Consider the following 14179-nt stretch of genomic DNA (forward strand, 5'->3'; position numbering starts at 1 on the left):
TCTATACTGCTTTTCTTTTATTACTACTTTCTTTCTTTTCGGCATAAGCCATGGCAGCATCACGTACCCAAGCTCCATTTTCCCATGCGTTAACTCTAGCATTCATACGCTCTTTATTGCAAGGACCATGTCCTTTAACTACTTGCCAGAATTCTTCCCAATCTATTTCTCCAAAGTCATAGTGTCCAGTTTCTTCATTCCATTTTAAATCTGGATCTGGGACTGTAAGCCCTAGAATATCTGCCTGAGGTACAGTTTGATCTATAAATTGTTGACGAAGCTCATCGTTAGTTTTTCTTTTAAGTTTCCACTTCATGGACTGTTCTGTGTGTACAGAAACATCATCTGTAGGGCCTAACATCATTAAGCTTGGCCACCACCATCTATTTAATGCATCTTGCGCCATTTCCTTTTGCTCTGGGGTTCCATTGCAAAGCGTGAGCATAATCTCAAAACCTTGACGTTGATGAAAACTTTCTTCCTTACAAACTCTTACCATAGCTCTTGCGTAAGGACCAAAAGAAGTATTACATAATGGAACTTGATTAATTATAGCAGCTCCATCAACAAGCCAACCAATCGCTCCCATATCTGCCCATGTTACTGTAGGGTAATTAAATATTGAAGAATACTTTGCTTTTCCGGAGTGTAATTGCTCATATAACTCATCACGAGATACACCTAATGTTTCACAAGCTGAATAAAGGTATAATCCATGACCAGCCTCGTCTTGTACTTTTGCGAGCAAAGCTGCTTTACGCCTTAAAGAAGGAGCTCTTGTTATCCAGTTTCCTTCTGGCAACATTCCAATTATTTCACTATGTGCATGTTGTGAAATTTGCCTTATATGCGTTTTTCTATACTTCTCTGGCATCCAATCTTTAGGTTCTATTTTTTCATCACGCGCGATGCGAGCTTCAAAAATTTCTTCTAAGTTTTTTACATCTTTTTCACTCATAATTCTTTCTTTTAATTCTTAATCTAAACATCAAAGTCTACTTTCACTTTTTGTGTAGTAGGAACAGCTTGACAACTCAACACTAAATTTTGAGACACTTCTTTTTCGTCTAAAGCATAATTTATCATCATTTCTACATCTCCATCCAATACTTCACATTTACATGTACTACAAACTCCCCCTTTGCAAGCAAATGGTAAGTCTGCTCCTGCTCCAAGGGCAGCATCTAATATGTTGTCATAGTCTTTGGTCATTGTAAACACAAACTCTTTACCTCCATCTACTATAGTTACTTCAACCCCTTCTACATTTTGCTTTGCTAACCGTTCTTGTCTTGCTTTATCTTCTTCAGTAAGACCTGTTACAAAAAGTTCAAAGTGAACATTCTCTTTAGGCAAACCAGCATTTACTAAATAGTCACTCACAAAATGCACCATTTGTTCCGGCCCACACAAAAACACCTCATTTGTATCTGGAATATCTATAAAGGTCTTTGTTAAGATATCCATTTTTTCTTCATTAAACCTCCCATTAAGAAGCTCAATATCTCTTCTCTCCTTTGTAAGAAAATAATAAATCTCTAGTCTTCCAAAATATTGGTTTCTAAGCTGTTCTAGCTCTTCTTTAAAGATAATGGATTTTGCTGTTTTATTCACATAAAATAGCTTACAAGTTGATTTAGGCTCAGCACTAAGGTGAGTTTTAATCATAGAAAGTACTGGTGTGATACCACTTCCAGCAGCAAAAAAGAGATAATTTTTAGGCTTGTCTGGCGCTATCTCAACTCCAAATACACCACTTGGCTCCATTACTTCTATTGTATCTCCTGTTTTAAGAACATCGTTTGCATATGTAGAAAACTTACCTCCAAGTATTTTCTTTACTGCAACTTTCCATTCTCCATCTGTTGGGCAGGAACATAAACTATAAGAACGACGAACATCTTCACCATCTATAGTAGCTCGTAAGGTTAAATGTTGTCCTTGCCTGTATTTAAAACTATCTTTTAAATTTTCAGGAATATCAAAACCTATTACGGTGCAATCGTCTGTTTCTTTGTAGACTTCTTTTGCAGTTAATGTATGAAATGTAGCCACGAATTAAATTTAATTACACAAAACTAACGATTGTTAGTTACAATAGCAAACACTTTAATATTTCGTTTACTTTTAGGGTTCTAATGATTAGCAATACCCTGTAACATGATTGCAACCATATCCTTTTTTAAAACATTTTCGTCTAACTTTCCTCTTTTTTGATACCATAAATAGAGGGTTCTAAGAGTAGATAGTATAGAAAAAAGAATTACTTCTGGGTGATTATTTGTTAGACTTTTGTCTCTTATGCCCTCCTTTATTATACTTCTGAAGTTTTCTTCATAATCATCTCGCATCTTTATATATGATTTTCTATTTTCTTCTTCAAGATGCATCCAATCATTATTAAGCGCCGCAAGCCCTTCGGAGTAATTTACAGTTATATCAATATGAAGTTCTATAATTTTTTCAATTTTTTGTATTGGCGTTAGCGTTTCAGAAACTACAGCGTTCATTCCATTTGTAAACTCATGAGCAACTTCAAGAATAAGGGTAGATAAAATTTCTTGTTTTCCTTGTATATGATTATACAAGCTAGAAGCTTTAATCCCCATAGCCTTCGCTATATCCCTCATAGAAACAGCTTGAAACCCTTTTTCTTTAAAAAGTTTTGAGGCAATTACAATAATTTCTTGCTTGCGTGTAAGTTTCATTAAAACGAAGATACTAAAAATAGGCTTTTGAGGTTTGGAAACTACCTGCCTCTACTTTACTTTTACAGCTATGCAAGCATCCATTGAAAGCAACGAACTTATAGACCGCTTACCTCCACACCTTAAGCAGTATATTAAGCCGCAAAATTATGAAAACTACACCCCTATAAATCAGGCGGTATGGCGCTATGTGATGCGTAAAAATGTAGATTATTTAAGTAAAGTTGCGCACAATAGTTATGTAGAAGGACTACAAAAAACAGGCATTTCTATAGATAGTATCCCATCTATGTATGGGATGAATAGAATTTTAAAAGAAATAGGATGGGCTGCAGTAGCAGTTGATGGTTTTATTCCTCCTAACGCTTTTATGGAATTTCAGGCGTATAAAATTCTTGTCATAGCAAGTGATATTCGTCAATTAGAAAATATAGAATATACTCCTGCACCAGATATTATTCATGAAGGTGCTGGGCATGCTCCCATTATTGCAAGTCCTGATTATGCAGAGTATTTAAGACGATTTGGCGAGATTGGTGCAAAAGCGATTTCTAGTGCGCATGATATTGAAATGTATGAAGCCGTTAGAACACTCTCAATCCTTAAAGAAGCCGAGGCTTCTACCAAGGAAGAAATAATAAAGGCCGAAAAAAATGTAGAAGCCTTACAACAAAAAGAAGTACCTCCTTCTGAAATTTCTTTAATACGAAACTTACATTGGTGGACGGTTGAGTATGGTATGGTTGGTACTATTGAAGACCCAAAAATTTACGGTGCTGGCTTACTTTCTTCCATAGGAGAAAGTGTTTGGTGTATGAAAGATGAAGTAAAAAAAGTACCTTATTCTATAGAAGCAGCATATCAAGAATTTGATATTACAAAACCTCAACCTCAACTTTTTGTAACTCCAGATTTTGCCTACTTACAGCAAGTATTAGAAGAGTTTGCAAACACCATGGCAGTTCGTAAAGGAGGTTGGCGAGGTCTTAAAAAATTAATTGAGTCCAAACAAATAGGAACTATTGAAATTAGTACTGGACTCCAAATAAGTGGTTCTTTTTCCAAGATGATACAAAATGAAGATAACGAAGTAGTGTACTTTGAAACCGAAGGAGAAACAGCACTTGCATACAGAGAAAAAGAAGTTATTGGGCATGGTATAAGTAGACATAAAAATGGGTTTAGATCACCTTTAGGAAAACTAAAAGGGATTAATCTTGCCATAGAAAATATGGGGCCAAGAGACCTAGCAGCTTATAATTTTTACGATGGAAAGCCTATTGAGTTTGAATTTGAAAGTGGGATTCATGTAAAAGGAATGAATGTTACTGGTATGCGAAATATTAAGGGAGAATTAATGCTTATTCAGTTTACAGATTGTACAGTTACTTATAAAGATTCAGTTTTGTTCACACCAGAAGATGGTGATTTTGACATGGCTGTAGGAAAAGAAATTGTATCTGCTTTCGCAGGTGCTGCAGATTATTTATCTTTTCCTGTTCAGCAGCAAGTAAGCCAGACAAAAACAATAAAAGTCACGCAATCTGAAACAGAGAAAAACCTCATTGAATTTTATAAGGAAGTACGTGAAATTCGTGAAACTACAAATGCCTCACTTACTCCCGATCAAAACAATAAGCTCAAAGAAATTTTTGATACTTTAAAAAAAGTATATCCAAGAGATTGGCTACTACCTCTAGAAATACTAGAATTAACTAATGATGCTAGTGTACTAGAATACTTAATCGCATTAAAAGAAAGAAGGCCAGAAATTGCACACCTAATTGATGATGGTTTACTTCTTCTAGAAAAAAACAATTAGCTTAAAACTAATATCAAAACTTATGGGATTATTTAGTTTTTTTAACAGAAATAAAAACAAGCTACAGGGCTTCTTAGATAGAGATGCTATCCTGTTGGATGTACGCACGCATCAAGAGTACAACGAAGGGTCTATCGATGGCGCTTTACACATACCTTTAAAAGAAGTGTCTTCTAATATTGATACTCTAAAAAAGAAAAACGCCCCTATAATCGCATTTTGTAAAAGTGGTGGCAGAAGTGCCATCGCTACCGGCATACTTAAAAAACATGGTATTGAAGCGCTTAATGGAGGTGGAAAAAATTCTCTTGAAAGAAAACTATAATTTAATTTCGTTAAACCCACTTCCACTTTCAACAATTGTGTCATTGTATACTAGTGTCCATCCCATTGAATTAGTTAGAATGTAAATTTTATGGAGCTCTGAAACTAGCCTGTTTTTAGCATTCTTTTTTAAACCTGAAGTTTCAATTTTTTCTCGTAATGATGCCTCAACCCGTATCTTAATTTTGTTGTAATCTGATGCTTCAAACTGGTTTAAATAATCCTGTTGCACATCATAATATTCTATATTTGGGTTAATTTTAAGTTCTGGCTCTGGAATTTTTGAAATAGTAACCGTTTTGTTTTCTTGATTAACTTGTGTTTCAATTTTACTTAAATCGTAAGAAATTGAAGCCTCAGCATTAACAACTACTAGTGCCTTTTTCTTTGCTGAAAATACATCAAAGTAAAACTTTTTAGAGTCTTCATAGCTAAATACCTGTGCATAGGTACCTTCTGTAACAACAAGTTTACCTACATTTTTAAGTTGTTTTTCTATAAGTGAAGAGGTAGCCTGCAATTTTTGAGTCTCTTCTTTTTGATGTGTACAATATTGCACCCCAAACATTATAAAGAAAGCTATTACTATTCCGAAGAGAATTTTACGCATTTTTGTTTTTATCTAATATACAAAAAACAAGAGTTGCTTTTACTTATGCAAAAGCAACTCTTAAAAACAAAAACAACACTAACTCAATTTTGGATTCCTAGAGGGAAGTCTTGACCAAACCCAAAACTTGATGGATATTGTGGGCTTCCTTTATATTTTTCTGAAATTTCTGGGACTCTACTTTCAATGTATGCTTTAATTTCATTTACAGTAATACGCTTATCTCCACTATCGGCTTTTCCAGAGAGTGCTTCTAAAAGGGCATATGTAAATACTCCATGTCCAAGCTCATCAAACTCTGTAGCAAATTGTTCGCTCCCTGAAGCTGTTAACCAATGCGTTCCAGTACTTCTAGCAAGTTGTGCAATTGCTTTTTCTTCAATAGCACCACGAGCAGCAATGGTAGAAAGTGCTCCAGCACTTTGACATGCATCTAGGATATATAATTGTTTTTGAGCGGGTATACTACTTGCAATCTGCTTTAACTCTTTAGCCGAAATTCCTTTTTGCTTTAATGCGCCATCATTACCATATAATTGTGTTACATCATAAGGCACTAAATAAAAATCTTTATCTCCTTCTTGCGCCACCACTCCATGACCAGCATAGTAAAACACAAAAATATCTTGTGGATTTGCTTTAGAAGCAACTTCGGTAAGCTTAGATAATATATTGTCTCGTACCGCTTCATCATTTTTAATCTCATAGATATTTACTTTTGAAGTAATATTTTTTACACCTTTCATTACACTCTCTTTAAAACTAGTAGCATCTGCAACAGCATAGTTTAAATCATACTTTGAGTTCTTATATTTATCAATGCCAATAACAAGGATATGCGCTTGTAGCCCTTGTGGTGTAAATTCAGATTTTACTGGTTTATAGATTACGGTTAGTTTGTCTGGGCGACTTTCAGTCCCTTGAGAATTGATAGCTACGGCTATAAACTCATTACTTCCTTCTGCCAGTTTTACCTTGTATGATTTTGAATTTCCGCTAGGCAAATCATCTTCCACAATCAAGTTTCTAGTATTTGCACTAACTAACTTCCCGTTTTGAAACAATCGCATTTCTATAATTCTATCGCCGTTGGCATTGCCGTTTAAAGTAATTTCGCCGTTTTGGTTCTGAGTTGTAATTACTTTAGATGATTGCACATCATCTTCAACAGTAAGATTTCTAGAACCTTCTTTATACGTAATAGTTACTGAAGGTGGTGCTTTTAAATTTTTAATATCTTCTCTTTTCTCCACCTTACCATTAAAAAGGGTTTTATGTAATAGTCTAGGTGTATAAAAACTGCTGAAAACACTTTCTAATGGAATTACTTCTCTATTCTTCACAAAAGCCACTTTATCCCAAGCACTAGGAGAACCATCAAAGAGTCCTTCTGGGGTATAAGCAATCCAATCACCATCTGTAAAAATATAGATACGCAACACCTCTTTATTGTTTAGAACATTAAAGAATTTTATTGCGCTAGCATCTGAAATAGCTACAATTTCATTAGACACAAAAGTACCCGGACTGTATTTAAAAGCTTGATTTATATAACTGGTTACTAATTTGCCTGTATCAATTTCAAAAACATATAGCTTTGCTTCAAATCCTGAAAAAATAATATACTTCTCATCTGGAGAAATGGTACTTTCAAGTGTAGATTTTCCAAAATTTAATGGAAATGACCTAAGTACATTACCCGTTTGTGGGTCTAACAACTCAAGCGTACTAGTAGTATTGTTAGCCGCAACTAATTGGCTTCCGTTTTTAATAAACTGTAGTGCAGAATACTTCCCTTTTTTATTCCATAATTCTTGATTAGTTACATAATCAAAATAATGTAATTGTTCATTAGTATCACTACTCCCAGTCATTTCTCGAGTTATATACGCCAGCGTATTATTTACAGGAGAAAGTGCTAGGCCTCTATCTGCAAATTGCATATCTAGCCCTATTACTTTTGAAAAGACTTCTCTACCCTCTTCAGTATTAATTATTCTAAGTCCCGATTTCCCTAGGGTAGCTAATATGTTACTAGATTTGTTATAATCAAAATGCTCTACTTCTTTGATGTTATTAACTAAATCTTTAAAACTATTAGGTTTTCCTCGTTTAAAAACTTTTATTGGGTCTGAAGTATTAGTAACCGAAAATACTTTATTACTTTTTTGATCTACAACTAAGCGCCCATCACTATAATCGTCCCGATAGTTAGTTTTATAGTTTGTAAATCGAGTAACATTAGGGTTTGCTAATAAAGAGTATGTATGTTCTCCATAATTTGCAGAGAAAATAATATCAGCTTCACTTGCTCCATAATAAACTACAATATTGTTTGGGCTTACAACATTATGACCATAGGTTAATACTGGCTTATTTTCATATCTTCTAAATTTTGCGAAAGGCTTGTCAATTCCGCTTTGCGCATAGAAATAATCTCCCACAGCTAATCCAGCTAATTTTTGTTCTTCTCTATAAATTTTACCCATTATATACCCTGCTTTAGCATCAAGCTCTACAAACAAGCTAGTTCCTGGTGAAACCCATAAAGATTTTTCATCACTATTTATTATAACATCAGTTCTGTAGGGTGTAGGTACAATTGATTCAACATTAATGTCTATTTTCAATTCTTGTTTCCATACCACAGCTTTTGTAATAGGGTTAATTCTAGAATACACAGCTCTCTTACCTTCATCTTCATACGCTCCTGTAATAATATCTCCATTCTCTAACATAGCAAGTGCGTAGTCTCTTATCTCATAATATTGTTGAGTTTGATAAGAATACACATAACTATACAACCTGTCTGTAGTTATAAAAATGAATGAATTGTCTTTATTGAATTCAAAATGATTTATTTCTCCCTCACCTGTAAATGGAGGAATATTATTTGCAGGTAAAAATTCGCCAGTATTTTCATCAAGTGCATAAAGGCTTTGTTTTCCTTCTGTATCTTGAGCAAATAGTGTTACATAACTAAATTCTTGTGTTTCTAAAAAATCTAAGGCGTAAATTCTTCCTAAAGGATATTCCTTTACTTTTTTAAATGTTGTGTTTTCATAAATGACAACTTTGTTATTAATAAGTAAATAGGTTTTTCCATTCTTCTTATCTATCTCAAAATCATTGTTATATCCTTCAAGGTCTACTGTTCTATACAAGAGCCCACTAGGTTCATCCCAAAATTTTAAGGTCTTATCTTGATATCCATACGTTATAAGCAAATTTCTATTCTCATCATAAGCTACACTATTTGCTCCTTGAGAATGTATGCTTTGCACTACAAAGTCTTGCTGAGCAGTAACTGTAAGAAAACTGCAAAGTGTGAGTAATAAACTGGCTAACTTTTTCATACTCAAAATTTTATTGGTGTGAAATTTCTACCATTACGGGTACTACATAGCCATTGGCTCCGTTTTTAACCTCAAATCCTGGTGTTCCAGAAGCGTATTTTACCATACTTTTATCAATTAATTTATCGCCAAGAGCACTTTTAATTTTTGATGTTAACCCTCCTGAAGTACTTTGCATTTTTTGAAGTAATTCTTTCTCATTTAATTCTTGTTGACTAAAGAGAATAAGAAGGTAGTCTGTTCCGGGATTATCATCCATTTTTATCACTTTGGATTCACTAGGAAAAGCGATTTCAGAATTTGCTCCAATTAATGGGGACATTCCATCACTATAAGGAAGTATCTTATTTATTTTCTGGGTTAAATCTGTAGCAAATGCATAGATATAGCCTTCGTTTTCATTTTTAAGATAAAATCTAAACCGCGTTCCAGAAGGATATCCTTGCGTCATTCTATAGGCAACTAGGTCTTCTTTTTCAGTCTTTACATCATCTTCAACTACAAGATTTCTAGTTGAAATTCTTGAAACTTCCATAGGTTGTCCTTGATTGGTTTCAAAACGTAGACTTCCTTTAGGTAGTTTTCCAGCGATAGGTTCTTCATCTGGAGTATTATCTGGTAGAGAAGGTTTCCCAGGCTTATTTGGTTTTACAGGAATTACTTTAGGCTTGTTATCATCTTCTTTCTTTTTATGGTAACTATATGGCTGTAAAGCGCCCATAGCCCATTCTTCATATTCTTTGTATGGAACCCATATATAACCTTCATCACCCCAATTAGTCCCCCAACTGTTTAAAACTCTAAAGGCACCACCTTCATAATTATCATCATACCCTACTACTACCATTGCGTGGTATCCATGTTTTTTTGCCATTGTGCCTTTGTCTGCAGCAACAGATCTCCATACTTTTTTTGCTTTAAAAAAACTTTCTGGCAGTTTCATCCCCAATAATATTGGATACCCCTCACTTAGTGCTTTTTTAGTTGCATTTGTTTTTACACCTGGCTGTTGGGCATCAAAAAAGAAAAGAGTTTGGTAATCTCTAATTCTATAATCTATCGCCTCTAGTTGTACCGAAGTACTAATGGAAGGATTACAAGCATATGGTAAAGACTTTAATGTAGGAGCTCCAGCTACTTTTAAAGCTTCTAAACCTAATTTAGGGTTTGCTCCTTTATCACAATTAATATCATCCTCCCTTTTAATAATGGCATAGACATATGAAGGTGACAATGCATTTGAAGTAATTGTTTGTTTATCTTTCATACCCCTGTCTTTTGCCAACATAATTGTACGTAATCCATACGCACTAGCATACGCAACACATGTTCCATATCTCCCTTGATTTCCAGGAATTGGAGCATATTCTTCTAAAGAATAAGAAGTAGGTAAATTATCGTAGGTAGATGCTGTGAATTGAGCTTTATAAGGAATGCTTCGGTAAACTTCTTCGTCCCAAATCATCCCGGTAGGGTAATCTTGCGCTACTAAAGTTGTTGTAAGTAATAAAACTGCTAAAAAAGTAAGTGCTCTCATAATATTTCGTTTTTACATGATGTAAACTTCTTTAAAATGAGTGCAAAAAAAAATACGGCAGTTGCCGTATTTTAATATTAATTACTGAAAAACAGTTTATTACAATTCGTATCTAACTATAAACATTAATATTCTTGGCAATACAAAATATTGAGATGTTGTATTGAATTGATCATTAAAGCTATCGTTATTTGTAAACTCTGTGTTTAAAATATTGCTTGCTTGTAACTGAAACTCCCACTTACTTTCTCCCTTTTGGTAGTATAAATTTGCATTTACAAACGAGTAGGTATTGTCTATCGTGTTGTTCTTATCTGTATAATTGTAGTAATCCCATTCAGCATCAAAAGTAAAGTCTTTTAAGAACCTAATATCCACATTTGCAAATGGCCTATTGGTAAAAAAGGTCTGTTCTATTCCACCATTATCGTATTGGTTTACAGTATATCTGTATCCAACTTCAAAGTTTGGCCAATCTCTAAAAGAAGACCTAATACTAGCTCTGTAGTTTTGTGTAAGACTTTGGCTCTCTCTAATTTCATTATTAAATATGTTGTTAGACATGCTTAAATTTAAACTTCCGCTTCCGCTAAACTCAATTTTTTTAATTCTTTTACTAAACCTACCCGAAGCACTAAAAGTCTCATCAGGAAAATTACTGTCTATATTAAAAACAGAACTCGTTTGGTTAATTGCAATAATTTGATTGTTCCCTTTAATACCGTTAATTCTTCTAGTGTAATTTAAAGAACCACCTATATTGGTATAATTAAATAAATTAAAACTGAAATAAGACAAATTATAAGTATGAGATAAGGCATTCTCCAAGTTTCTATTTCCTCTAAATAATCTGTTATAATTATTAAACACGAATGCTTCAGCATAATTGTTTACATCTGTGTATTGTGCAGATAGTGCATAATTAAAACGCAAACTTTCGCTCTTTTTAATATTCCAAATGATATTTAAGTCTGGCGTAAGCAGCCAATCGTTTTGAGATGTAGTACTACCCAATTGCTCATCTTTTAATGTGTAATTATGTAGTGTTAATCCAGGAGTAAATATAAACTGTCCCGTTTTTACCTTGTAGTGTAGTCCAAAAAATGCATCGGTAAATTGATACCTAACATCATTTACTAATGGAAGTGTTTCCCCCTCGTTAGGAGGGGTTTCGTTAAAGTCAACTTGACTCCCATTATCTAATAATTGAAAGATATTTGAGTTAAACTTTTGATTACTATAGGTAGTCCCAACTGTAAAATTTAAATTACTTATGTTATTTAACACATAGTAGTAATCAATCTTAGCATCAATTTTATTGGTTTCAATATTTTTATTTTGATTGATGTCAAATCTATTTTGATTTTCATCAATTGGTAAAATTCCAGCAAAAGGCAATACATCTAAAACAGCATTGTAAAATGGATCTTCTTCCTGATACAAATGCTGAACTTGTCCTGCAAAAATGTTCTTGTCATTTAAAGTGTAGTAAGCATTTACATTTTGATTAATAGAAAAAGGTTTGTTCTCTTTTTCTTCAGTAATGTTATTATTTACTTCATCAAACTGAGAGAGACGACCTGCATCCTCTGTTTGTTTTGAAACTTTGGTTAGAACATCATAATCTAATTGAAAGTTGCTATTAGGTTTATAAACACCACTTAGTTTTAACATACCAAGTTGGTTGCGCTGGTCTGTGTCACTAGAAGTAATCTCTGTACTACCTGAAGCGATATATTGTCTTATAGAATTAGTGACAATATTTGTTTTATTATCTGAAAGTATTGAGAAACCACTTAAGTCTAACGTTTTATTAACTGCCCAGCTAAAATTACCTGCCAAGAATTTAGTTTCAATCTCATTAGCTCTATTATTTTGTGCTACTGCAAAACCTAAGTCGCTCTCCTGAATAGAAAAATTGGTTCCTCCTCCTCTATTAAAATTTCTAAAACCTCCTGTAAAATTGAAATAGTCTCTAAAGGTAAAAGGCACCTCCCCTATATTATTAAAATCGGTAATTAAATTAATGCTATACTCAGGACTGTAATAAAATAGTTTAGGGTGTGCTAAGTAGCCAGCTTCATCATCTCCTAACAATCCTCCTCCAGCAGTTACTTCTCCAAACCAAAAATTCTTTTTCCCTTCTTTTAGTTTAATATTAATGGCAACATTATCTTGATTGTTTTGAACACTACGTAACTGTCCAACTTCATTATAGTTACGCAGTACTTCTACTTTATCTACGGCATCTGCAGGAATGTTTTTAGTAGCCAATTTAGAATCTCCATCAAAAAAGTCTTTTCCTTCTACCATTACTTTAGAGACCGTTTTTCCCTCTACTTGAATCTCTCCATCGTCATTCACCTCAACACCTGGTAGGTTCTTCATTACATCACCCAATTTTCGTTCCTCTCCTGTTTTAAAGGAGTCTGCATTGTAAGTAATAGTATCACCCTTTACCGTTACTGGCATTTCATAGACAATTTCAACTCCATCAAGTTGATCTGCCAATGGATTTAAAACAAAATTAATAGTTAAGTCTTCTCCATTTTCTGGTACAGTAATCGTTTTATCTTGTGGCTGATATCCGAGAAAACTTGCCTTAAGAACATAGCTCTCTCCTTTTGGAACATCAAGCTGATAACGACCTTCAAAATTTGTAATAGCGTAAGATTCAATATCTCCTGAAAATTGAACAGTAGCAATTACGTTGGCTAATTCTAATGGTACCCCAAGACTGTCCTTAACAAACCCTTGCACTTTTATACTTTGAGCAGAGGTTACCCCTACTACCAGTAATGATATTAGTAGTATTGTTTTTTTCATTAGTTGTTTTGTTGAATAGTTAAAAAGGTGTTTATCCTCTTCCTCGACCACGACCTCCTCGGCCTCTAAAGTTTTCACGCATTTCGTCCATTTTCTCTTTGATAATGGCATTGTACTCTTCTCTTGTTACTTCTTTTCCTTTATCAGGCGCTTCAATTTTATCAGCATCTTTAGGGTTTAAAACAATTTTTGAACATAATATGGTTGTTCTATCTATATTTAACTCTAAGATTAATCCTGGCAATCCTGCGTATTCTCCAGGTCCATTACCAACTGGAATTTGTGGAGTAAACCATGCTGTAACAAGAACTTCTTTGGGTATTTCAATTTGGTCAAATGGGTCATCGTTTTTAGTTTCTGTAGAATCTTTTGCTACTTCTTTTTTAGACTCCTCATCTTTAGCGTCTTCTTCTCTGTTTCCTCTATCACCTCTTCCACGTCTCGCTCTAGCCATGCTAAAATCATTCTCATCAATCTTTTTCATAGCAGTAGCTTTAATTGCTAAATACTGACCAATCATTTTAGACTCTTTACCTACTTGCCAATCTAGATTTGTAACTGTATCATTAATAAGAAACTGTTTACCAAAGAACTCACGCTCCTCAAGAATTTGATTGGTTTCAATATTTTTATACTGTGCTCCTGCCGAGAAGCTACTCATCATCATCCCAAAGCCTCTTCCGCCACCACCTGTTTCTAGCTTCTCTTGTTCTTTATATATGGACTCATTATTATTAAAAGTTAGAATAAACGTTTTCTCAAGCATACTCTTCATACGCTCCATTATTTGTTTTTTTCTTTCTTCATTCATTTCTCTACCGCCAAAATTATCCATATCAACCGTAGTTTTAGATTGATAATATGCTTTACCGCTAATGTTTTGAGCGAAGGTTGTAATTGAAATTAAGAGTGTAAGAATAAGAGTCAATTTCTTCATAATATAATTTTTATATGAGGTTAGTAACATTTATAGAGTATTGTTACAAGTTATTTGGA

At 33.9% G+C, this 14179-nt stretch carries 10 protein-coding genes; 2 read left to right on the top strand and 8 right to left on the bottom strand.

The features are described from left to right. Position 1 precedes the first annotated feature (1 nt). The 3 genes from paaA to RM538_RS07585 all read right to left on the bottom strand — a co-directional run bounded on the left by paaA (position 2) and on the right by RM538_RS07585 (position 2708). Positions 2-958, bottom strand: a complete 957-nt coding sequence (gene paaA, locus RM538_RS07575) for a 1,2-phenylacetyl-CoA epoxidase subunit PaaA (RefSeq protein WP_311332808.1) — start codon at positions 956-958, stop codon at positions 2-4. 23 nt (positions 959-981) lie between these two features. Continuing rightward, a complete protein-coding gene (locus RM538_RS07580; RefSeq protein WP_311332809.1) occupies positions 982-2055 on the bottom strand; it encodes a 2Fe-2S iron-sulfur cluster-binding protein in 1074 nt (357 codons plus the stop codon). A gap of 80 nt (positions 2056-2135) precedes the next feature. Next, complete coding sequence (locus RM538_RS07585) at positions 2136-2708, bottom strand: TetR/AcrR family transcriptional regulator (RefSeq protein ID WP_311332810.1); 573 nt, start codon at positions 2706-2708, stop codon at positions 2136-2138. Between the two features lie 70 nt (positions 2709-2778). Here RM538_RS07585 and RM538_RS07590 point away from each other — a divergent pair, with 70 nt between their 5' ends. Both RM538_RS07590 and RM538_RS07595 read left to right on the top strand, forming a co-directional pair. After that, positions 2779-4530, top strand: a complete 1752-nt coding sequence (locus RM538_RS07590) for an aromatic amino acid hydroxylase (protein ID WP_311332811.1) — start codon at positions 2779-2781, stop codon at positions 4528-4530. Positions 4531-4552: 22 nt separating this feature from the next. Beyond that, positions 4553-4855, top strand: coding sequence for a rhodanese-like domain-containing protein (locus RM538_RS07595; protein WP_311332812.1), 303 nt, complete (start codon positions 4553-4555; stop codon positions 4853-4855). Here the strand turns inward: RM538_RS07595 and RM538_RS07600 are convergent. The 5 genes from RM538_RS07600 to RM538_RS07620 all read right to left on the bottom strand — a co-directional run bounded on the left by RM538_RS07600 (position 4850) and on the right by RM538_RS07620 (position 14120). Further along, positions 4850-5464: a DUF4230 domain-containing protein gene (locus tag RM538_RS07600; RefSeq protein WP_311332813.1), complete on the bottom strand. Its 615-nt coding sequence runs from the start codon at positions 5462-5464 to the stop codon at positions 4850-4852. The two genes, RM538_RS07595 and RM538_RS07600, sit on opposite strands and share 6 nt — an antisense overlap. Positions 5465-5547: 83 nt before the next feature. Further along, positions 5548-8820 (bottom strand): caspase family protein, encoded by a 3273-nt coding sequence (locus RM538_RS07605; RefSeq protein ID WP_311332814.1) that lies wholly within the window; start codon positions 8818-8820, stop codon positions 5548-5550. 10 nt (positions 8821-8830) lie between these two features. Further along, positions 8831-10357, bottom strand: a complete 1527-nt coding sequence (locus RM538_RS07610; RefSeq protein WP_311332815.1) for a C1 family peptidase — start codon at positions 10355-10357, stop codon at positions 8831-8833. 99 nt (positions 10358-10456) lie between these two features. After that, a complete protein-coding gene (locus tag RM538_RS07615; RefSeq protein ID WP_311332816.1) occupies positions 10457-13183 on the bottom strand; it encodes a TonB-dependent receptor in 2727 nt (908 codons plus the stop codon). A gap of 31 nt (positions 13184-13214) precedes the next feature. Then, positions 13215-14120: a GLPGLI family protein gene (locus tag RM538_RS07620; protein WP_311332817.1), complete on the bottom strand. Its 906-nt coding sequence runs from the start codon at positions 14118-14120 to the stop codon at positions 13215-13217. Positions 14121-14179: the final 59 nt, after the last annotated feature.

It is taken from the genome of Patiriisocius hiemis, assembly GCF_031846325.1.
In the GTDB taxonomy this organism is placed as follows: domain Bacteria; phylum Bacteroidota; class Bacteroidia; order Flavobacteriales; family Flavobacteriaceae; genus Patiriisocius_A; species Patiriisocius_A hiemis.

Coding starts and splice junctions, on each gene's coding strand:
- paaA (WP_311332808.1), bottom strand. CDS start 958: ATGAGTGAAAAAGATGTAAAAAACTTAGAAGAAATTTTTGAAGCTCGC.
- RM538_RS07585 (WP_311332810.1), bottom strand. CDS start 2,708: ATGAAACTTACACGCAAGCAAGAAATTATTGTAATTGCCTCAAAACTT.
- RM538_RS07590 (WP_311332811.1), top strand. CDS start 2,779: ATGCAAGCATCCATTGAAAGCAACGAACTTATAGACCGCTTACCTCCA.
- RM538_RS07595 (WP_311332812.1), top strand. CDS start 4,553: ATGGGATTATTTAGTTTTTTTAACAGAAATAAAAACAAGCTACAGGGC.
- RM538_RS07600 (WP_311332813.1), bottom strand. CDS start 5,464: ATGCGTAAAATTCTCTTCGGAATAGTAATAGCTTTCTTTATAATGTTT.
- RM538_RS07605 (WP_311332814.1), bottom strand. CDS start 8,820: ATGAAAAAGTTAGCCAGTTTATTACTCACACTTTGCAGTTTTCTTACA.
- RM538_RS07610 (WP_311332815.1), bottom strand. CDS start 10,357: ATGAGAGCACTTACTTTTTTAGCAGTTTTATTACTTACAACAACTTTA.
- RM538_RS07615 (WP_311332816.1), bottom strand. CDS start 13,183: ATGAAAAAAACAATACTACTAATATCATTACTGGTAGTAGGGGTAACC.
- RM538_RS07620 (WP_311332817.1), bottom strand. CDS start 14,120: ATGAAGAAATTGACTCTTATTCTTACACTCTTAATTTCAATTACAACC.